Origin of the sequence: Halomonas sp. BMC6, from assembly GCF_964204995.1 — a bacterium.
In the GTDB taxonomy this organism is placed as follows: domain Bacteria; phylum Pseudomonadota; class Gammaproteobacteria; order Pseudomonadales; family Halomonadaceae; genus Vreelandella.
Map to the genome: position 1 here is coordinate 1,617,807 of NZ_CAXNSH010000001.1, position 19,472 is coordinate 1,637,278.

18 protein-coding genes are annotated in these 19,472 nt (G+C 59.9%); 9 read left to right on the top strand and 9 right to left on the bottom strand.

Features of this window, described 5'->3' with window-relative positions; translation table 11 throughout:
* Positions 1-131: 131 nt before the first annotated feature.
* The gene (locus AB6K10_RS07670; protein WP_159341369.1) at positions 132-860 is read right to left on the bottom strand and encodes a murein L,D-transpeptidase catalytic domain family protein; all 729 of its coding nucleotides are present in this window, start codon (positions 858-860) and stop codon (positions 132-134) included.
* 172 nt (positions 861-1,032) lie between these two features.
* On the opposite strand from AB6K10_RS07670, the gene AB6K10_RS07675 reads away from it, so the two are divergent.
* Positions 1,033-2,664, top strand: a complete 1,632-nt coding sequence (locus AB6K10_RS07675; RefSeq protein ID WP_253016847.1) for a murein L,D-transpeptidase — start codon at positions 1,033-1,035, stop codon at positions 2,662-2,664.
* Between the two features lie 67 nt (positions 2,665-2,731).
* Here AB6K10_RS07675 and AB6K10_RS07680 read toward each other — a convergent pair whose 3' ends face one another.
* Positions 2,732-4,426 carry a peptidoglycan DD-metalloendopeptidase family protein gene (locus AB6K10_RS07680; protein ID WP_253016849.1) on the bottom strand — a complete coding sequence of 565 codons (1,695 nt, stop codon included), beginning with the start codon at positions 4,424-4,426 and terminating at the stop codon, positions 2,732-2,734.
* Between the two features lie 608 nt (positions 4,427-5,034).
* Between AB6K10_RS07680 and AB6K10_RS07685 the strand changes: the two genes are divergently transcribed.
* Both AB6K10_RS07685 and AB6K10_RS07690 read left to right on the top strand, forming a co-directional pair.
* Complete coding sequence (locus tag AB6K10_RS07685; RefSeq protein ID WP_159343712.1) at positions 5,035-5,955, top strand: LysR family transcriptional regulator; 921 nt, start codon at positions 5,035-5,037, stop codon at positions 5,953-5,955.
* 80 nt (positions 5,956-6,035) lie between these two features.
* Positions 6,036-7,040 carry a glutathione S-transferase family protein gene (locus AB6K10_RS07690; RefSeq protein WP_253016851.1) on the top strand — a complete coding sequence of 335 codons (1,005 nt, stop codon included), beginning with the start codon at positions 6,036-6,038 and terminating at the stop codon, positions 7,038-7,040.
* Between the two features lie 105 nt (positions 7,041-7,145).
* On the opposite strand, the gene AB6K10_RS07695 is transcribed toward AB6K10_RS07690, so the two are convergent.
* Together AB6K10_RS07695 and AB6K10_RS07700 are read right to left on the bottom strand one after the other, a co-directional pair.
* On the bottom strand, positions 7,146-7,628 hold the full coding sequence (locus tag AB6K10_RS07695) for a PRC-barrel domain-containing protein (RefSeq protein ID WP_159341373.1): 483 nt from the start codon (positions 7,626-7,628) through the stop codon (positions 7,146-7,148).
* Between the two features lie 99 nt (positions 7,629-7,727).
* Complete coding sequence (locus AB6K10_RS07700; RefSeq protein WP_253016862.1) at positions 7,728-7,925, bottom strand: CsbD family protein; 198 nt, start codon at positions 7,923-7,925, stop codon at positions 7,728-7,730.
* Between the two features lie 245 nt (positions 7,926-8,170).
* On the opposite strand from AB6K10_RS07700, the gene AB6K10_RS07705 reads away from it, so the two are divergent.
* The 3 genes from AB6K10_RS07705 to nfi all read left to right on the top strand — a co-directional run bounded on the left by AB6K10_RS07705 (position 8,171) and on the right by nfi (position 10,978).
* The gene (locus AB6K10_RS07705) at positions 8,171-8,443 is read left to right on the top strand and encodes a hypothetical protein (protein ID WP_162527871.1); all 273 of its coding nucleotides are present in this window, start codon (positions 8,171-8,173) and stop codon (positions 8,441-8,443) included.
* Positions 8,443-10,155: a DEAD/DEAH box helicase gene (locus AB6K10_RS07710; RefSeq protein ID WP_159341375.1), complete on the top strand. Its 1,713-nt coding sequence runs from the start codon at positions 8,443-8,445 to the stop codon at positions 10,153-10,155. The genes AB6K10_RS07705 and AB6K10_RS07710 overlap by 1 nt, the downstream gene beginning before the upstream one ends.
* 133 nt (positions 10,156-10,288) lie before the next feature.
* The gene (gene nfi, locus AB6K10_RS07715; RefSeq protein ID WP_339118365.1) at positions 10,289-10,978 is read left to right on the top strand and encodes a deoxyribonuclease V; all 690 of its coding nucleotides are present in this window, start codon (positions 10,289-10,291) and stop codon (positions 10,976-10,978) included.
* Here nfi and AB6K10_RS07720 read toward each other — a convergent pair.
* Entirely contained in the window at positions 10,975-11,685 is a 711-nt protein-coding gene (locus AB6K10_RS07720; RefSeq protein WP_339118366.1) for a glutamine amidotransferase, read from the bottom strand. The two genes, nfi and AB6K10_RS07720, sit on opposite strands and share 4 nt — an antisense overlap.
* Before the next feature lie 112 nt (positions 11,686-11,797).
* On the opposite strand from AB6K10_RS07720, the gene tpx reads away from it, so the two are divergent.
* On the top strand, positions 11,798-12,301 hold the full coding sequence (tpx, locus tag AB6K10_RS07725) for a thiol peroxidase (RefSeq protein WP_285262713.1): 504 nt from the start codon (positions 11,798-11,800) through the stop codon (positions 12,299-12,301).
* Here tpx and AB6K10_RS07730 read toward each other — a convergent pair.
* Positions 12,291-12,974, bottom strand: a complete 684-nt coding sequence (locus AB6K10_RS07730; RefSeq protein ID WP_253016866.1) for a gamma-glutamyl-gamma-aminobutyrate hydrolase family protein — start codon at positions 12,972-12,974, stop codon at positions 12,291-12,293. The two genes, tpx and AB6K10_RS07730, sit on opposite strands and share 11 nt — an antisense overlap.
* 39 nt (positions 12,975-13,013) lie before the next feature.
* Complete coding sequence (locus AB6K10_RS07735; RefSeq protein ID WP_159341380.1) at positions 13,014-14,021, bottom strand: amidoligase family protein; 1,008 nt, start codon at positions 14,019-14,021, stop codon at positions 13,014-13,016.
* A gap of 126 nt (positions 14,022-14,147) precedes the next feature.
* Between AB6K10_RS07735 and AB6K10_RS07740 the strand changes: the two genes are divergently transcribed.
* The gene (locus AB6K10_RS07740; protein WP_159341381.1) at positions 14,148-16,574 is read left to right on the top strand and encodes a mechanosensitive ion channel family protein; all 2,427 of its coding nucleotides are present in this window, start codon (positions 14,148-14,150) and stop codon (positions 16,572-16,574) included.
* On the opposite strand, the gene AB6K10_RS07745 is transcribed toward AB6K10_RS07740, so the two are convergent.
* Both AB6K10_RS07745 and AB6K10_RS07750 read right to left on the bottom strand, forming a co-directional pair.
* Positions 16,491-16,922: a hypothetical protein gene (locus AB6K10_RS07745; RefSeq protein ID WP_159341382.1), complete on the bottom strand. Its 432-nt coding sequence runs from the start codon at positions 16,920-16,922 to the stop codon at positions 16,491-16,493. The two genes, AB6K10_RS07740 and AB6K10_RS07745, sit on opposite strands and share 84 nt — an antisense overlap.
* Before the next feature lie 31 nt (positions 16,923-16,953).
* Positions 16,954-17,943: a DnaJ domain-containing protein gene (locus AB6K10_RS07750; RefSeq protein ID WP_159341383.1), complete on the bottom strand. Its 990-nt coding sequence runs from the start codon at positions 17,941-17,943 to the stop codon at positions 16,954-16,956.
* A 111-nt stretch (positions 17,944-18,054) separates the two neighbouring features.
* On the opposite strand from AB6K10_RS07750, the gene AB6K10_RS07755 reads away from it, so the two are divergent.
* Positions 18,055-19,464 carry a hypothetical protein gene (locus tag AB6K10_RS07755; RefSeq protein ID WP_159341384.1) on the top strand — a complete coding sequence of 470 codons (1,410 nt, stop codon included), beginning with the start codon at positions 18,055-18,057 and terminating at the stop codon, positions 19,462-19,464.
* Positions 19,465-19,472 lie beyond the last annotated feature (8 nt).

The following is a 19,472-nucleotide window of genomic DNA, read 5'->3' on the forward strand; positions in this document are numbered from 1 at the left end:
GCAGTTTGTGATGTTTTGTCACAAAGTATTGCAGAAGGTGTTCTTGCTTGCCTGGGAAGATTCCCCCTTGCTGATGAAAATCAACCCCTTGTCGTCATAAAACAGGAGCGCTGCCATACTCAGTGGCTGCGCTATTTCATTTGGGCCACGTGCATGGGCGTCGTCGTCTCGCAGCGTAAAAACGCAGACGTGGCTAACCACTCTTCATCGGGGTAGTAAGCAAAGACGTACTGGTTCTCTTTGAGGCTGTCGATCAGCGGGTAGGTGATGTCTTCACGCACGGCCGGACAGCCGTGGCTGCGACCCAAGCGGCCCGTTTGGGCAATGAAGTCGTTACTGACGTAGTCGGCGCCATGAATCACGATCGCCCGCTCGAAGGCCAAGTCGTTGACCTGTGGCTCCAGGCCATCCAGACGCAGTGAATAGCCGTTGCGACCGTAGTAGCTATTCATGGTGCGAAAAAGACCGAGGCTGGATTGATGGCTGTCCGGTGTATTGGAAAAGGCGTTGGCTACCGCGTCGCCAGATCCCTGACCATGGGACACCAGCTCTTCGAAGAGCAACTGGTGCTGATGAAGGTCGAACACCCACATGCGGGGTTCCGTGGAGGGCAGCGAGTAGTCGATGACGGCCAAGCGCTCGGCGGAAGGGTCGGCACAGCTCAATGCCTGTGCCGCCAACCGAAGGGCTGCCGGTGTGGCGTCGGGGGCTAGCTGAAGTAACTGATGATGTAGAGGGGATACTCCCGCTGGCGGCGCGGCGGCCACTTGAGAGAAAAAGCTGGCGGCTTGAAGGGTGGAAGAAAACAACACGATGGGTAACGAAAACAGTACAGTGGTCATGCGTGAACGAAAAAGCATGGGGCGTTATCCTGCCAAAGAGGTCAAAAGCGTAATGAAGTCGACACACCACGCGTCAGCGTAAGCGGCTATGATGAAAAAAACGTGTATCAGAACGGGAACTGCTGATACGACGTTAAGCAAAAAGAGTGACGCCACATTACAACGCAGCATAGTAACGCAAGGAGAGGCGATGAACGACCACCAGCCACTAAGACGATGGGCGATAGGGGCAGCGCTCTGTCTGGCGCTGAGCTGCCCGGTAATGGCCACTGCCAATGAACCCACCAGCGCCGCATTGCAGCAAGCCCTCGCGCAGCAACTTCAGCGGCAAGAAGCATCGCTACCCATCGCGTCGTTCTATGAACTACGCGGCGGACAGCCAGCTTGGCAAGAGCTGCAGCGCGTCGAATCCCTCGTCAGCGCGTTGAACACCCTGGTGGATGACGGGCTCACGCCCGACGACTACCAAGCCTCATCGCTGCTGGGCGATTTCCAGCAAAGTCAGCAATTAGACGAGCAGGCACAAGCACGCTTCGATGTGCGCGCCACCCGTTCGCTGCTGCTGGCACTGGATCATCTATCGATTGGTAAAGTGGATCCCAGGCGCGTCGAGCCGAATTGGGACCTGCCCCGCCCAGAGCGGCGCTATGCGCTGCCGCGTGTCGTGCAGGCCGTCGACGGGGGAGAGGTGGAGCAGGCGCTGTCGCTGGCGCGGCCGGATACGGCAGCGTATGCCCAGCTTCGCAACGCGTTGGCGCACTATCGTCGCTTGGCCGAGCAGGGCAGCGTGCCCTATTTGCCTGGTCGTGACGAGTCGCTGCGCCCCGGCGATATCGATGATGACGTGCAAACGCTTCGCCAGCGCTTGACGCTGTGGGGAGAGCCCCACCTGCTGGCGGCGGATAGCAGCGCCTACCCGATGATTGGTGTACAGGCAGCGGGCGGTGACCGGCGCACCTTCGATAGGGAACTCGAACAGGCGGTCATGCGCTTTCAGCGACGCCACCAGCTGCAAGAGGATGGTGTGGTAGGCGAGCGCACGAGATTGGCGCTGAACATGCCCGTCTCCGCGCGGGTAGACCAACTGCGCATTAACCTCGAACGCGCCCGCTGGATTCGCCCCTCGCTAGATCGCACACCGAACGTCTGGGTCGATATTGCAGGCTATCGCTTGCACTACACGCGCCCTAACGGGGAGCATTGGGATGCCCGTGTGGTCGTCGGATCGCCCAGTCGAGAAACGCCGATCATCCACTCTTCCATCAGCCATTTGACCGTCAACCCGAGCTGGACGATCCCGCCGACCATCATGCGTGAAGACGTGCTGCCAAGGGTGCGCCAAGATACGGCGTATCTCACGCGGCAGAATATTCAGGTCGTCAGCCTATCTGGGGAAACACTGGATGCCGACACGATCGATTGGCAGCGGCCGGGAGGGGTGATGCTTCGCCAGGTCGCGGGCAGTAGTAACCCTTTGGGGCGTGTCGTGGTACGTTTTCCGAACGACGACATGATTTACCTGCACGATACCCCAGCAAGAGGGCTTTTCCAGCGGGATCATCGGGCGTTGAGTTCGGGGTGTGTTCGGGTAGAAGGTGTGACGGAATTTGCCCAGCTTCTGTTGCAGGACAGCGGCAGCCGCTATCAGCTCAGCTCGCTGATCAACAGTGGCCGCAGCGACCAAAACGTGAATCTGCCTACCCGTATTCCGGTAGCGCTGCACTACCTGACCGCGTGGCCCAATCGCGAGGGCGATGTGGTGTTTAGAGAGGATATCTACCGCCGTGATGCGGCGCTGCTGGCAGCCCTCGAAACGGCCTAGTCGTTTTCTTGCCCTATAAAAAAGCCGCCCCGAGTGGGGCGGCTTTTTCGTCTAGCATGTGACGGGGCTATTGAATGCTCTCGTCACTTTCAGTGTCGCGCTGGTAGTTAGCCACGCTGATAGTGCCGGTCTCACCACTTTCCAGCGCCGCTAGCATCGGTTCGGCTTGGCGTTGGAACGCAACCAGCGTGTCGCCGCTAAGGCTGGTGTTCTCCGGCAGCTCGACCGTCATGGCATTGACCGGCGTGTTGTTCACGATGACTTCGTAGTGCAGGTGAGGGCCCGTGCTGCGGCCGGTATTACCGGACAGCGCGATACGCTCACCCATCGTGACGCGCTCGCCCTGGCTGACCAGCGGCTGGGATAAGTGCAGGTAGCGGGTGCGGTAGCCGTTGTCATGGCGCACGACGATGTAACGACCGGCAGCATGATGGTTACCGACACGTTCCACGCGGCCGTTGGCAGGGGCAGTGATGGGAGTGCCAATGGGCATCGCAAAATCGGTACCGTTGTGAGGGCTGACGCGACCGGTCACCGGGTGTAGACGACGTGGATTGAAATTGGAGCTGAGACGATAGCTGCCTTCGAAGGGGCGACGGGCAAAGGCCGGGTCGAGACTGCTGCCCTCCGGGGTGTAAAAATTATCGTCGTTGGCGTTACGCACGACGGTCAGATCCATGCGCTCGCCATCGTATTTCACGGCCAGTACGCGGGAGTCGAGGGTCTCACCATCGATCATGTCAGATTCCACCAAGACCTGAAACTGATCCCCCCGGCGGCTGTCGCGACGGAAGTCTAACTTCTTTTGCAAAATGCGCGTCAGCTCGGTGACAGAGCTGCTGCTCAAACCGGTGGCCTGGGCTGAGCGGGCAAAACTGCCCGTGACGCTGCCGGCATAAAGCCGCTGTACAGGTTCGCCCTGGCGCTCGATGGCAGTGATGGCGTAATGGTCGCTGTCACGCTCTAGCAAAACGCCTTCCCGGGTGTTCTTCATCATTCGCAGTGCCAGGAGGCGACCCGTTTCGTCCAACTGATAGTCGAAGCTGTGGCCCGCACGCCAGTGGGTCAGCATGCGAGGATCGGGCAGGTCGTCCAGCAGGGCGAGCACTTCGCTATACCCCAACCCCAACTCGTTTTGCGCCAATACGGCAAAGGTTTCGCCAGATTCGACGATGTGGGTTTCCCACTCGGGCACGAACGGCTCATCGGCCGCCAGTTCCAATTCGAGGAAAGAGACGTCGTCTTCGTACAGCTCAACCCCGTAATCTTCATAAGAAGTGGCATCAGCGATTTCGACGGAGTCGTCGACATTGAGCATGCCGCTTGTGATCGTGCCTAGCACGATGGCCATGTGTAGTGCGCCATCATCCAGCAGGCTGTCGTCCAGCGTGACCTGAGCGTGTGCGTCGCCTGGGGCGGCATCGCTCGCCATAGAGGCTTCGGCACTGGTGATCATGTCGAGATCGACGATCTCGGTGGCGGTGAGTTCACTCAGGGGGATATGTTCACGGGTTGCGTCGAGAGCGCGGGAAGCGCGGTCGATCGCTTCTGCGACTGGCGTGCGCTCTTGTCGAAGCGACGGTACGCCGGGGGCAGAATCGCTGGGAAGCGGAACGAGCACGCTCTCCAGCGGTGTTTGGGGTTGGTTCAGGTCGTGATAGGTAGTGATGAGTTTTTGTGCGCCCAGCACGGTGACCATCGTGGCCACGGGTAACAGTAATAATTTATGCGTGCGAGGCAGCGAATGGAGGATTCGCAACATGGGTAAATAGGCCGCCGAGTTCGTGAAATAAAAGTAACATGAAAGTAAGCAAACTCGGGAACCATACCCCAAGGAGAAGGGGGTGAATAGACTGTACATCCATACACAAAATATACTTCCGCTGAATAACGGAAATATAAAGGCATCTTATTCAGCCATGAACACCGTTTGCTAACAAAAGTAACCGAGAGGCGGCGGCCAGCTCAACGGGTTAAAACGGTGTCGTTACCTTTACCATAGACGTAAATTAAATCTTGTGAAAGATAAATATAACGTGCGTCTAATTAAAAGGGAGTTTTGCCAAGCTATCAGCGTGTAAGCCTTCTCTCCGTACGTCCATAACCCGTGTTAATGATTCGACGCTGACACACTGAGTCCGCTCAATGGATGAACAGTGGCATCACGCCACGCTGCTCATATCAAAAAGGTAATTTTTTGTATTTTAATGTTTCTTTACGTTTTTGTGCGGTTTGCAGAGTGTATTCCAGCGTGGCGATGCAACGAAATTCGATAACAGACAGGTACTCATCGTCTTTTCCTGGCATTCTAGGGATGTTTTTTCGAAGATGAAGCGGATTGTTTCGCTGTATAGCGTCGAGGAAATCGAAATGTCTCGGGTAACACTAGCGCAGTGGCAGATGCTGGCCGCCGTGGTGGATCATGGTGGCTTTGCACGAGCGGCAGAGGCGATCCATAAAAGCCCCTCCACGCTGAATCACGCGGTGCATAAATTGGAAGAGCAGTTGGGTATCCAGGTGCTCGAACCGGTGGGTCGGCAGGTGCGCCTCACCGAAGCAGGCGAGCTGCTGCTTCGCCGTGCGCGTCAGTTGATCGAAAGCGCGGCGTCTTTGGAAGACGTCGCTTCGCGCTTGGCAGCGGGGCTGGAAGCCGAAGTCGTGGTGGCGATCGACCAAATTTTTCCGGTGGCTGCTCAGGCGAAAGCGTTGGAGCGCTTTTCGGAAACCTATCCCCAGGTGCGCGTTCAGCTCCATGAAAGCGTGCTGAACGGGGGGACGGAAATGCTATACGACGGCCGCGCCGACCTAGTGGTCTCTGGTATCGAGGCCCAAGGATTTTTGGGCGAGCCGCTGGTCAATGTGCGCTTCGTGGCGGTAGCGCATCCTCGTCACGCGCTGCATCAATTGGGGCGCTCGCTGGATTTGCGTGATCTTGCCCAGCATCGTCAACTGGTGGTGCGTGACTCGGCGCTGCGTCAATCCACCAACGCGGGCTGGCTAAAAGCCGAGCAGCGCTGGACGGTCGGTCACGTGGGAACGTCGCTGGATATGCTGCGGCGCGGCTTGGGGTTTGCCTGGGTTCCGGAAACGCGTATCGCCGACGAGCTGGCCAGCGGTGAGCTGAAGCCGCTGCCGCTCAGTGCTGGGGGCATTCGTGAAGTGCCCGTGCAGCTTATTTTTCGTGATCGTGATCGTGCGGGCCCGGCAGCCCATGCCATGGCCGCGGCTTTGAAGCGGGCAGTGAGAGAGGTGTGCGAGCAACGTTCGATTCCCTCGAATGAACGGCCGTAAAACATCCGCTTGAGCCTGACTCCGTCGGGGGTATGCTGAACGTCATACACCTCTATAACGTTCAATGCAGGAGACGCCCGATGGGACTGTTAGTCAACGGCGAGTGGGTCGATCAGTGGTACGACACCAAAAAGCACGGCGGGGAATTCGTTCGCGAATCCGCGCAGCTGCGCGATTGGGTGGGCAGCGATGAGACGTCTAAAGGCGAGAGCTATCCGGCTCAGGCCGATCGCTACCACCTTTACGTATCGCTCGCGTGCCCCTGGGCGCATCGGGCGCTGATCATGCGCAAACTGAAAGGGCTCGAGCCGCTGATCGGAGCATCCCATGTGAGCCCGCTGATGTTGGAAAACGGCTGGACCTACCATCAAGACGAAGGGTCGAGTGGCGACCCTATCAACCATGCTGACTATCACCATCAGCTCTACACCATGACCGACCCAACGTACACGGGCCGGGTCACGGTACCAGTGTTGTGGGACAAGCAGCGCAGCGCCATCGTCAACAACGAATCCGCCGATTTGCTACGCATCTTCAACCGCGCTTTCGATGAGCTGACGGGCAATGATTTGGACTTCTATCCAGACGATTTGCGCAGCGTCATCGATGATGTGAACGATGACGTGTACGACCACATCAATAACGGCGTTTACAAATCGGGTTTTGCCACGGATCAGCAGGTCTATGAAAAGCACGTCACGGCCTTGTTCGATGCGCTAGAGCGCATGGAGACGCGGCTTGGGGAGCATCGCTATTTGGCGGGTGAGTGGCTGACCGAAGCGGATATTCGCCTTTTCACCACTCTGATTCGCTTCGACGCGGTCTACTTCGGTCACTTCAAGTGCAATTTCAAACGTATCGAAGATTATCCCAATCTCTCCAACTACGTACGCGAGCTATACCAATGGCCGGGCGTGGCCGAGACGGTCAATATGGATCACATCAAACGCCACTACTATTACAGCCACGACACGATCAACCCGACCCGTATCGTGCCGGCGGGCCCATGGCTGGACTTCATGCGTCCTCACGACCGTGAGCGTTTGCCGGGGCAGGGAATACGTCGGCACTCACGTCCTCAGTGATGCACATATTAAAAAGGGCCACCCGCTTGGGTGGCCCTTTTTTGATCGACTATACGCTACGGGGCGACGATGCCACTCTGCGCAAAGTGGCCCATCGCTAGCGTGTCACTCGTCGGCATCGACGGCGTCACGGGTCGTTTGCCAAGCGCTTTGGGCACCCTCTTTGGTGCTCTGCCAAGCGTCTTGCGCGTTGGCTTTGGTCTGCTCCCACCAGTCGCGATCATACGTGGGGAAGGATTCGACGTCCTCGGCCGTCGCATCCAGCATGATGCGGTGCTCGGTGTCACCATCATCTTCGGTGTGCGTTTCCAGAGTGAACTGGTCAGCCTCGACCACGACTTCGCGTCCGCCCAGACCCAGCACATCGCCGCTTTCGATGACCAGTGCTGAAATACGCATCTCTTCATCGAAGAGAATATCGTCGACTTCACCGATCTCTTCCTCAGAGCCGTCGGCAAAGAACACTTCTGCATCAAGAATGTCGTCGGCCGAATACATGCCCTGGGGTTCCGTTTGCGCTTGGACGCCAAACGCCATGCCGCCGAATAGGGCAGTCGTAATTGCAGTCGTCAGAATCGATTTACGCATAGCTTCTCTCCATGTGGCTATCAAGAGGTAGCGTCATGCTACCTGTGAGTGAATTCGGTATGTGAATTCGTAGGGAAGGGACGTGGAAAGTGGAGGGGCTTAGAGCCCGTTCGCCCAGTCATCCGCACGGCGCTCGGCCTCTTCGCGCTCCAAGCCATATTTCTGTTGGAGCTTACCAACGAGTTGGTCTTTCTTGCCGCCGATTTGCGTCAGTTCATCATCGGTCAGTTCGCCCCAGCTGGCGCGAGCTTTACCTTTCATTTCCGTCCATCTGCCTTCGATCTGATCCCAGTTCATGTGCATCACTCCTTGAAGTTCGTGAACGTCATCGGGCACCTTTCAGGTTAGACGACATAGTCACATGTGCAAGCCCCGGTATTGATATGGGTTAAATCAAAAAGACTGGTCAGAACCCATTGGCGGTGTTAGGATGCGCCCTCCTCGCATGTGTTGACCCCTCCATCACGACGATAAACGTTCTTCACTGACGCTGAGCCTGATGTGCCACGCCAGTCGAAACGTTTGCGGGAACATCTCATTCATTGCAGATGTTCATTGCTGTGAAGATGGCGCGCCTCCAGCATTTCACCAAACGGGTGAAATCGGCGCAGAAGGTCGCCACAGCGGTTGGCCCGCAACGCGGTGTTGCCAACCGAATGCTAGGTGCGACCGGCGTCTCCGACTCCACTGATGACGATATCCGCTATGCGGAGCCTTGTTCTTTTGCTGCGCACCGTTACGCGCTGCATAAAACAGAGTCAGAGACGCTTACGATGTTTTTTGCCGGTTCAGCCGGCCTACCAAGGTGTGATTAATGACCTCGACTTCTGTCGCCTCGCCGAGCTTCGGCGATCTGGCTCTATTGCCTGCCGTTCTGTCTGCTGTTGAAGCACAGGGCTACGAAACTCCTTCGCCTATTCAGGCGCAGACGATTCCTGCGTTGCTGGAAGGCCGCGATATGCTGGGCCAAGCACAAACCGGCACCGGCAAAACCGCCGCCTTCGCACTGCCGCTGCTGTCGCGTCTCGACATGCAGCGTCGCGAGCCCCAAGTACTGGTACTCGCACCGACCCGCGAACTTGCTCAGCAGGTCGCCGTCTCTTTTAGTAAATATGGTCAAAATCTTCAGGGCTTGGAAGTCGCTACACTGTGTGGCGGTCAAGAGTACCGTGAACAGCTAGGCGCGCTGAAGCGTGGCGCGCAAGTGGTCGTCGGCACGCCGGGCCGTGTGATCGATCACCTGGATCGTGGCAGCTTGAAGCTGGACGGCCTCTCGGCGCTGGTGCTCGACGAAGCCGACGAAATGCTGCGCATGGGCTTTATCGACGACGTCAAACGCGTGGTTGCCGATACCCCGAAAGATGCTCAGCGCGTGTTCTTCTCGGCCACACTGCCGACGGAAATCGAGCGCATCGTCAACCGTTATCTGGTCAACCCGGTGAAGGTCGCGATTGAATCGCGTACCACGACGGGCGAAAACATCGAACAGCGCATCGTGCGCGTGGACGGTGGTGCCAAGCTGGAAGCGTTGTCGCGTATTCTTGAAGTCGAGCCGGTCGATGCCGCGATCGTCTTCGTGCGTACCCGTGCGGCCTGTACCACGCTGGTCGAGCAGTTGACCGCTCGTGGCGTCAACGCTGCTGGCCTGTCCGGTGACCTGGATCAGAGCCTGCGCGAGCGCACCATTACCCGCTTGAAGCGTGGCAAAGTCGACGTGCTGATCGCGACCGACGTAGCGGCCCGTGGCCTCGACGTTCCGCGTATCACCCACGTCATCAACTACGACCTGCCGCAGGATGCAGAAGCCTACACCCACCGTATCGGTCGTACCGGTCGTGCGGGCCGTAGCGGCATTGCGATCACTTTCGCGGGCTTCCGTGAAGGCCGCAAGGTGGGCTGGATGGAGCAGGCTACCGGTCAGAAAATGACCGAAATGCCGCTGCCTGACGAAGCCGCTATTCGCGCTCACCGTGACGACGTGTTCCATCACCGTGTAGTGGCGGCACTGACCAAAGGTGCTGAAGAGCAGCGCGCACTGGTCGAGCGTCTGGTGGAAGAGGGGCATGACGCCGTTGAGCTGGCCTGTGCGTTTGCCGCCATGGCCCGTGCCGACGAAGCGCCGATCGGTCGTCTTCAGGCACCGCGCAAAGAGCGTGCCCCGCGCGATGGCGCACCGGGCAAGCCGGGTGGTGCCCGTCGCGAGCGCTCCAGTGCGCCCAGCGAAGGCATGACCCGCTACCGCGTCTCCGTGGGCCATAAAGACGGCGTGAAGCCGGGCCAACTGGTCGGTGCGCTGGCGAACGAGGGCGGTATCGAAGGCGCGCGTATCGGCCGTATCGATATCCGTAATGCCTTCTCCGTGGTCGAGCTGCCCAGCGGTCTGCCTTCCACCATCCTGGCGAAAATGGCTCGTGCCCGTGTGGCCGGTCGCCCGCTGGAAATCAGCGAGGACCGTGCGCCGGAACGCGCACCGCGCCGTCGTCGTGACGATGGCGATGCGCCGGTTCGCCGTCGCGAACGTGCGTAACTCAGCGCTAGGCGCTGGATAGCGCCTGATCGGTGAGTCAACTCCCCCTATGCCACTGGCCCTGTGCCTGCTGGCGTAGGGGGATTTTTTTTGGCTACGCTAAACGTTCATTACCTCGATACAAGGAGCCTGCATGGACGCTGCGCTACACGAATGGAACCTGTCACCCAAACAGGCGATTGCCCTTCAGTCACAGCTCGCCCAACGGTTGGAGAGCCGTGATCGCCTCGACCCGGTAAGGTATATCGCGGGGGTGGATATTGGCTTTGAGGAAGGGGGTGCGGTAACGCGGGCGGCAGTGGTAGTGTTGACGTGGTCGCCCGAGGCGGCTCCTCACCTGCCAGTGGTCGAGCAGGTGGTGCATCGCGAACCTACCCGCATGCCCTATATTCCAGGATTGCTGTCGTTTCGTGAAATCCCCGCCGCCCTAGGGGCATTTGCCAAGCTTAAGACTCAGCCACAGCTGGTGATGGTCGATGGCCAAGGCATCGCTCACCCTCGGCGCTTGGGCGTAGCCGCGCACTTGGGGCTTTGGCTCGATTTGCCTACCATCGGTATCGCCAAGTCGCGCTTAACCGGCACGCATGCAGCGGTCGGAGACGCGCGAGGCGATTGGGTGCCGCTCCTGGCCGGGCAAGAGGTGATCGGTGCCGTGCTGCGCTCGCGGGCGAACGTCAAGCCGGTATTCGTCTCGCCGGGGCATCGGCTGTCGCTGGATACCTCCCTTGAGTGGGTGATGCGCTGCCTCGGGCGAACCAAGCTGCCCGAGCCGACCCGGCTGGCAGATCGGCTGGCGTCACGGCGAGATCAACAGAAGCGTTAAATAAAACTGATAAAACGCTGCAGCAGGCTGGTCGCTTCTGGCGTCTCGCTAATTTCACTGAGTAGCTGGTCTGGGTCGTCACCCTGGTCGCGCAGGGCAGCGCGCTGACGCTCGATGTAGGCACGCATGACGGGCGGTGAGAACTCCGGATGGAACTGCACGCTCCATTGGCGCGGCCCGTAGCGAAGCGCTTGGTGGGCGTCGTGGCAGTTGTGAGCCAGAATGGTGGCGCCATGGGGTAGCTGCATCACCGACTGGGCATGGGTAAGGTGCGCGTCGAAATGCCCAGGTAGCTGACTAAAGAGGGGGTCCTTCAGGCCGGCTTGGGTCAAGCGCACCGTGCGCGTGCCCGATTCGCGCCCGGCGGGGTGATAGTCGCTGACGCCACCAAAGGCCGCCGCCATGAGCTGATGACCATAGCATACGCCCAGCAGCGGCAGGTTATCGGCCAGCGCCTGCCGCAGCCACGGCTTGAGCGCCTCGCTCCAGGGGGGCTGCTCGCTCACCATGCTATGCGAACCGGTGATCACGGCACCGACGATGTCGTCCGGAGGTGTCGCCGTTAGCCGCGCATCCCACACCTTGAGCGTCACGCCCTCGGGAAGCGCCTCGTGTAACCGGTGAATGAACAGCTGCTCAAAATCACCGTGCTGGTCGACCACTTCAGGGAACGCATCCCCGGTTTTGATGATGACTAAAGAGGCCATGGCATTCTCGTTATCGTATCGCGGCGGTGGAAAGATAGCCGAATCAGGTCATTCCGCTGTAAGCTGAAACGTCTTGTTTGACGACCGTTTTACCATACATTAGGAGCTTGATATGCAACAGATTACACGTGCAGGCGCGCCGATGGACGTGGCGGGCACGCTGCCAGCCGTTGGTCAAACGGCCCCAGCCATGACGCTGACCAACAGCGACTTGGAAGACGTCACGCTGGCCACCTATCAGGGTAAGCGTAAGGTGCTGAACATCATTCCCAGCGTCGATACCCCGACCTGCGCGATGTCCACCCGGCGGTTCAACGAGCTGGCCTCCAAGTTGGACAACACCATCGTTCTCGTCGTATCCGCAGACCTGCCGTTTGCCGCCAAACGCTTCTGCGGGGCCGAAGGGCTAGACGATGTCGAAACGCTCTCTACCTTCCGCCACCGCGAATTTCAGGAAGCCTGGGGGGTGGCGCTGTGCAATAGCGCCATGGAGGGACTGTGCGCGCGGGCCGTGGTTGTGCTGGATGCAAACAATCGTGTGCTGCACAGCGAGCTGGTGAGTGAGCTGAAAAACGAACCGGATTACGAGGCGGCGCTGGCGGTGCTCAACGCTTAATCCGGTCGCGCCCCCGTTGGGCAGCCGCCACCAGCGCGCTGATGAGGCGCTGCTGGGGGCGGTTGAAAATCAGCCACTCGGGGTGCCACTGCACGCCGATGAGAAAATCGTGGGCTTCTGATTCGATGCCCTGTACCAGCCCGTCGCGGTCACGAGCGACGATTTGAATGCCTTCCCCCGCCCGATTGACGGCTTGATGATGCAGGCTGTTCACCCGGCACCAGGTCACGCCCAGCAGTTGATACAGCTGGCTGCCGCCGACGATGTCGACCGTTTTGCGAGGTAGTACGGTACGCCGACGTTTTAGCCCTTCATGGGTCGTGTAGATGTCGGGGTCCAGCGTGCCGCCCAAATGGACGTTGATCAGTTGCGCTCCGCGACAAATGCCCAGCACCGGCGTATTTTGCGGAATGAACCGGTTGAGCAGGCTCAGTTCCAGTTCGTCCCGGGCAGGGTCCAAGCGCACGTCGAGCTGGACTTCGCCGCCGTAAAGTTGCGCTTGAATATCGTCGCCACCGCCGATGATCAGCCCGTCCAGATGCTCGGGCATGGGGCGAGAGGGGGACAGGCGCAGCGGTTTACCGCCATGCCGCCAGACGGCAAACCAGTCAAAGCACCAGGCAAGCTGGCTTTTACGATCCGAGGTGGTGATTCCAATCAGCGGTCGAGGCATGCAGTGGGCGTCTCGTCTGTCTGTGAGAATAAGCGGGGGTTAGGCGTTGCCGAATGGCTTCAAGAGCGCGGCTTTCAAGCGTGCCCACCAGGGCTTGCTGTGCTCGGCGATGTACTCATCGCAGCGGGCGCGCAATACCTTGTCATCGGCGGCTAACTTCTCGACCTCCACCCAGCGATTCCACTCTACCACCGACCCCCAGCCTGGCTGGGAGAGCTGGGCATTGGGCAGGCGGTAGTGAAAGGTCGGGCGCGGCTTGGTGAGTTCGCCATGCAGCAGCTCGTGGGGGTGGTCGGGGCGCAAATGGGCAAACAGCGGCAGCAGGTCGAGCTCTCTGTTGCGAGTGGGGTTGTAGTGCAAGTAGTCGTCGATGAAGGTGTCCAAATCCGGCTGGTAGCGTGCGTCCAGGACTTTCAGGGCGTACTCTTTATGAAACGGGTTGGCGTGGGGCAGCACTTCGCGCGTGATGTCGACCTTGATCTCTTCGCGCAGCCAGCTAGCCAGCAGCAGATACGCCCGCATCATGGCCAGCAGGTAATCCACCTCCTGGCGCTCTACCTCGGGATTGAGGTGCAAGCCAAAGCCATAGAGCAGGCTGGCATCGGTGCCTTTGGCGCCTTTTTCCCGCAGCGTTTCGAAGAGCGTATCGAGGGTGTCCAGTTCATCCCAGGGAATGGGCGGACAGACGATCTCGGTGGGCACCAATCCGGTCACCATATCGCCGATCAGCTCGCGGGTTTTTTGGTGGAACTCGACCCGGCGCTGATGCTGCTGGCGCGCCCATTCGCTATCGCTTTCATGATGCTCTTCCAGCAGCGCTTTATCGGGGTGGGCATACTGGGTATCCAGTTCGATGCCGAACTCTCCCCACCGCGTGCCCTCCACTTGTAGCCGATGGGGGCTGACCACGTTAAGCTCCCCCCCAAACAGCGTGCGCACCAGTTCGGCCGTCTCGCGGGGCGGTAGGCCAGCGAACTCGATTTCGACACCGACACAGCGAGTCTGGCCATCTTTATTTACGCGTTTGGGTGGGGCTTGCAGCGTCATCTCGGTATCCTTGAGGTGAACGTTTGAAGGGCCAGCCTATCACAATCACGCGTTGAGGCTGAGCGTCATCAACGTGGTCAACGTCAATCACCGGTACCCGTGGCCGGTCTATGTCGGGAGTAACGTGTGCGACAGCACTGGATAACCAAGATCATCGTCGGCGTGGTGCTCAGCCTGCTGCTGAACGCGCCAGCGCTTGCGCAGGGTGTGTCTCTGCCGAATCTGACCGGTAACGATTCGTCGGAGCAGGCGGAGGTGAGCAACGAGGATTTTCAACGGTCGCTGAGCGACGTGATCTCGATGCTCGAAAACGAAGAGCAGCGCACCGCGCTGCTGGCGTCGTTACGCGAGCTGCAGGTGAGTACCGATGCCGCAGAGGAGGATGGCGTCGTCCGCCAGGGCCTGCTGGGGGCGCTGGCCGACACGCTGACCGACATCGGCGAACAGGCCCAGGCGGGGGATTCTCCCATCGACGAGTGGTCTCGCCAGCTCGTGCAGGGGGCCGATGATTTACGCGCGTTGAACGATGACGCTGACCAGGGCGAAGCCATTCGCGCGGTGGCCGACGGTGCAGTGTTGGCCTTCGTTTGGAGCGTGCTGCTGGTCGTGATGATTGCCTTTGGCCGTTTGGTCGCCACGCGTCGTCACTGGCCGCTGGACCTTCCCCGTGACCCCAAAGCGTGGCTGCTGGCGGTGCACTTTTTGCGTCGCATGCTGCCGTGGACGCTGGCCTTTGCCATTACGCTTGGTATCGGGCAAATCCTCCCCTACAGCCCCGGTCGCGCCGTGGTGCTCGTGGTGGCTTACATCTGCCTGTGCGGCCGGGCACTCTCGGTGGTATTTGAGACCGTCATCGCCTTCTTCAGCCGTGGGCATCGCTTCCCGGCGGTGCAGGTGCTGCAACACAAAGCGCTGCGCGGTCTGTTTGTCATCGGCGCACTGATTGCCTTGGGCGATGCGGTGAACTCCACGCGGCTGGTCGAGCTGCTGGGGGCCGAACTCTCCAGCCTCGTGTCGGTGCTGGCCAACATGCTGGCTGCGCTCTTGTCGGCTCGCTTTATCTTCAAATTCCAACGGCCGATTCGCCATCTGATTTGCAACCGGCCCTATAAGCAGCGCCGCGATGCCAGCACCGCCGTCGAGATGATTCGTGCCCTGGGGGGGCTTTGGCATATCCCCGCGCTACTGATGGTGGGTGGTTCGCTGCTGGCGATCTTCATTACCGTGGGCGATGTAGGCACGGCCCTGGCACGCTCCATCGTCTCTGCCAGTTTACTGGTGTTGACGCTGGTGGTGACCGGCCTGCTGCGCCGTCAAGCGGAGCGGCTCAACAAACGCCGCCACCGTCGCCGCTTCAGCCAGTACCGCAAACGTTTGGAGCGCTTTGGTTTCGTACTGGCACACCTCTGTGCGTGGATGGTCTTTGCCGAGCTCTCCATGCAGGTGTGGGGTGGCTCGCTGTTTGGCCTGGGGCAGCAGGCCGTCGCGAGCGCCCGGATCGGGCAAGCGCTGGTGAGCCTGGGGGCGACGATCCTACTGGCTTGGCTGGTGTGGATCTTTGCCGATACGGCCATTCAGCGGGCGCTGACGTCGTCGGCTCGGTCGCGCGGCCGGCGGGTGAATCAGGCAAGGGCGCAGACCATCACGCCGATGATTCGCAACGTCATTTTCGTCGCCATTCTGATCATCGCGGTGATTGCGGGGCTAGCCAATCTCGGGGTGAACGTCACGCCGCTGCTGGCCGGTGCCGGTGTGATCGGTCTGGCCATCGGTTTTGGTGCGCAAACCCTGGTGCAGGATTTGATCACCGGTATTTTCATCCTCATCGAAGACTCGCTGGCGGTGGACGACTTCGTCCAGATCAACGGCCACATGGGCACGGTAGAAGGGTTGACGCTGCGCACCGTGCGGCTGAGAGACCTGGATGGCGTGGTGCACATCATCACCTTCAGTCGTATCGAGTCGATCCACAACATGTCACGCCAGTTCGGCATCGCGCTAATGCGTATTCGTATTCCTTACGACATGAAAATCGACGATGCGATTACTCTGATGCAGGAGACCGCCCAGGAGCTGCGTAAAGACCCGATGATGCGCCACTACATCTGGTCGCCGCTGGAGATGCAGGGCGTGCAGGGCTTTGAAGAGGGCTGCCCGATTTTGCGGATGCGTTTTCGCACCGCGCCGGAAATGCAGTGGGATGTCTCTCGTGCCTTCAATCTGTTGCTGAAGCAGCGCATGGAAGCACAAGAGATCGACCTGGGCGTGCCGCGTTTGAGTGTCAGCATGGAGGCGCGCTCCGAGTCGCGCATGGAGGACACCTCCGGTACCGATCTAAGCCTGGAGCGGGGTGAGGAGGGCGCTTCCTCCTCGGCAGACGAGGCGCATAAAAAGCCGGCGCCGCCGAAGCCCGCGCCGCGCCCCACTCAGGCGGAAATTCGCCAAGACGAGCGGGAGCGCCGCGGCGCGTCAACCCAGGCCAAGCCCCACGCTCAAGGCAAACCCCAGAGCGAGGCCTATGCCCGCCCCCACGGTGAAAACGGCGATGAGTAACCATGGCCCGCGCAGGCGGCGCCAGCGGTTGTAGAGTGACACCGCATGGCTGACGCGATCGACCAGCTCATCGTGGCGGGAGATCGCGTGATCCGGCGGCAGAGAGAAGTCGTTGGCCACGTCGCCCTGCCAATGGGCACCGTGGGTCAGACCTAAGCGAGCGCGCAGGCGGCCAATGTCGCTCAGCGTATGATGTAGCGTGTCGTAGGTTTCCCGGTGAGGCGGCACGGCGAGCACGGACGTGGCATCCTGGCGCAGCGCACTATTGGGGCAGCGGGCCACGGCGCTCTTGATCTGCTGGTCGTTGGCATCCGGCGTCAGAGCGAGGCGTTGGTACAGGTCGCGCATAATCCAGGGAGTCTCTCTCCAAGCGTAACGATTAGTAGGTTTGCATCAGATAATCATAGGCATTTTTGATGCGCTGAAAACGCGCCGACGCCAGCGCCACCTGATGCTCGCTCTCGGAGTAGAAACGATCCGGGTGATGGAGCTGGGCCATGCGACGATACGCGCGGCGCACATCGGTTTTGCTGGCACCAGGGGTCAAGCCCAGCACGGCTAACGCGCGGGTGGTGCGATCGGGCGGCGGCGGGCTACTTCGCTGCTGGCGGCGTCGCGCCTCTTCCTGGCGCGCCTGCTCTTGACGCTGGCGCTCTTGCCGGGCCTGCTCCTGGCGGGCTTGCTCGGCTTTGGCCTGGTCGGCGCTGGACTGCTCCGCTCGGGCCTTGGCGCGGCGAGCCTCCTCTTTTTGCTGCTTTTTTTCCTGCTGCTTCTGCTTCTTTTCTTGCTGTTTGTCGGTTTTGGAACGCTGTTGCTGCTCGGCCTTCTCTTGCGACGCTTTCTCGCGCTGAGCGGCGTCGGCCTCCTCCTGCGCTTTGTGGGCATAGTAGGCCGGGTCGTGGGTTTGCCAGTAGGCGTCGCGGCTGGGATCCTCCGGCGGGCGCAGCGGCTTGCCGGTCAGCTCTTGGAACAGGGTGCCCAGGGTCGTGGGCGTCACGTTTAACAAATCGGCTAAAAACCGCAGAATGTAATGATTGGCCAACGAAATATCGCCGTCGTCCGTCGCCACGGTAATCGCTTGGTGCATCACACTCAGGCTACGCTCTTTAGAGCACTCTTTGCGTACCACCTCGGCAGCCAGTTGGATGGCATGCAGATCTTGGCTGTGGGCAATGCTCATCACGGGCCCCAGTTCGTGCCCATGGCGAAACTGCGCCGTCACCTGGGCCAAGCGGCGGCGCCGCTGACCTTCCGAGACGTGCTGGCGGTGCACCAGCACCCACCCCAGCAGTAGCAGGGTAGCCGTATCCACTTGGCTGCGGCTTTTGAGCAGCAGCAGCTCAAAGGGTGAAAAACGGGCGATGGACATTCCCTAGCTCCAAGGCGAAGTAGTAAACCGTAGCCTCTGTATAGCAGACCACTATGGCGAATTAACCATGGTATATCATCGTGTTTGGCAATGAAGTAGGAGATTCGTGAGGTGATCAACGTTGAGCGTAAAAATAGCTTCCAGCTGCGCCTGTCGCGGCGATTGAAAGAGGAAACCTCGCATACGCTCGATGTCTACTTATTCGTGCCCAAAGAGCTTGGATTGAGCACCCACGTCATCTCCGAAGAGGCATTTTACCATGGCGCGATCAGCGTCTCGCGGACCTACTACAGCGACGAGTACCACCTGCCGCTGGTGCACAGTCGGCTCGCCAGCCGCAATCAGCTAGGCAGCGACTCTTACCGCTTGAGCCTTAGCCTTTACGCCTACCAATACGTGGGAGCACTGGAGCGCACCACGCAAACGCTGCTCTCCGACGCCCGCAAGCTGCGTCGTGAACCGAGCGATGACCCCGCCGCCTGGCAAGAGAAAGCCGACGCGCTGAGCGAGCAGCTCGCCGAGATGAGCGATCTGAGCGACGGCATTCTCAAACGCCTGCGGCGCAACCCACCCAGCGACGAACGGCTCTACAAGTACTTTGCCAATATCGATAACTACCTCTCTTGGTTCACGGAGCAGCAGCTATTGGCGCTCGTTGCCCACATGCCGAGGGGAGGGGCGTTCAGCGAGATCAAGCGGCGCTTCATTACCATTTGCCAGCGCGAAGGGGAGTACCGAGAGGCCCAGGAGTATAACGCCGAGCGGGTGGTGGACGACCCGACCCGCATGTCGAATAAAATGCGTCTGCTACGGCGGCTCATCGAACACCCCATCACCCTCAAGCAGCGAGCCCTGGAGCTGGGCAGCGGCGAACAAAAGGCAGTGAAAGCCCTGGCCACGGCGGTGGTGATGGCCTTCGTCTCGCTGGGCGTACTGCAACTGCGCAGCGCCTTGGGCGATATCACCGCGCTATTCGTACTGGCCATGGCGCTGCTCTATGCGCTGCGGGAGGTGTTCAAAGACGACCTGCGTAATACGCTATGGCGTTGGCTGCGCCGTGGCCGCCCCAAATGGCGCCGCCAGTACATCGACCCCACCCGTAACGCCCTGGTGGGGCGGCAGCTTGAGTGGTTCGACTACAAACGCTACGCCGCGCTGGATCGTGACATTCAACAGATGCGACGGCGCACCGTCGCCCAGCGGGACGAAGTGGTGATGCACTACCGCTCCAGCTCGCACATGTCGCCCACCCGTTTTCTCAGCGGTTACGAACACACCCGCGAAACGCTGCATATCGACCTCTCGATGCTGACTCGCCTAATGAGCAAAGAGAAGCACCACATCTACCGTTTAAAAGAGGGCCAAGCGGTGCGGGAAAGCGTCGAGCGCCGCCATCTTTTTAATCTAGTGGTGCGCGAAACCGGCAGTGAAGATTCTCCCTACCTTGCCCGTTGGAAAGTCGCGGTGAGCCGCTCGGGCATCGTGGATGTCGAGCAAGTGGCCGAAAACCGCGATGACTAATCGCTTCT

Bases quoted from the DNA above. Each gene is read 5' to 3' on its own strand.
- AB6K10_RS07695 (WP_159341373.1), bottom strand. From the start codon at position 7,628: ATGCGTAAATCGATTCTGACGACTGCAATTACGACTGCCCTATTCGGC.
- AB6K10_RS07675 (WP_253016847.1), top strand. From the start codon at position 1,033: ATGAACGACCACCAGCCACTAAGACGATGGGCGATAGGGGCAGCGCTC.
- AB6K10_RS07710 (WP_159341375.1), top strand. From the start codon at position 8,443: ATGACCTCGACTTCTGTCGCCTCGCCGAGCTTCGGCGATCTGGCTCTA.
- nfi (WP_339118365.1), top strand. From the start codon at position 10,289: ATGGACGCTGCGCTACACGAATGGAACCTGTCACCCAAACAGGCGATT.
- tpx (WP_285262713.1), top strand. From the start codon at position 11,798: ATGCAACAGATTACACGTGCAGGCGCGCCGATGGACGTGGCGGGCACG.
- AB6K10_RS07750 (WP_159341383.1), bottom strand. From the start codon at position 17,943: ATGTCCATCGCCCGTTTTTCACCCTTTGAGCTGCTGCTGCTCAAAAGC.
- AB6K10_RS07745 (WP_159341382.1), bottom strand. From the start codon at position 16,922: ATGCGCGACCTGTACCAACGCCTCGCTCTGACGCCGGATGCCAACGAC.
- AB6K10_RS07680 (WP_253016849.1), bottom strand. From the start codon at position 4,426: ATGTTGCGAATCCTCCATTCGCTGCCTCGCACGCATAAATTATTACTG.
- AB6K10_RS07670 (WP_159341369.1), bottom strand. From the start codon at position 860: ATGCTTTTTCGTTCACGCATGACCACTGTACTGTTTTCGTTACCCATC.
- AB6K10_RS07735 (WP_159341380.1), bottom strand. From the start codon at position 14,021: ATGACGCTGCAAGCCCCACCCAAACGCGTAAATAAAGATGGCCAGACT.
- AB6K10_RS07700 (WP_253016862.1), bottom strand. From the start codon at position 7,925: ATGAACTGGGATCAGATCGAAGGCAGATGGACGGAAATGAAAGGTAAA.
- AB6K10_RS07720 (WP_339118366.1), bottom strand. From the start codon at position 11,685: ATGGCCTCTTTAGTCATCATCAAAACCGGGGATGCGTTCCCTGAAGTG.
- AB6K10_RS07730 (WP_253016866.1), bottom strand. From the start codon at position 12,974: ATGCCTCGACCGCTGATTGGAATCACCACCTCGGATCGTAAAAGCCAG.
- AB6K10_RS07690 (WP_253016851.1), top strand. From the start codon at position 6,036: ATGGGACTGTTAGTCAACGGCGAGTGGGTCGATCAGTGGTACGACACC.
- AB6K10_RS07685 (WP_159343712.1), top strand. From the start codon at position 5,035: ATGTCTCGGGTAACACTAGCGCAGTGGCAGATGCTGGCCGCCGTGGTG.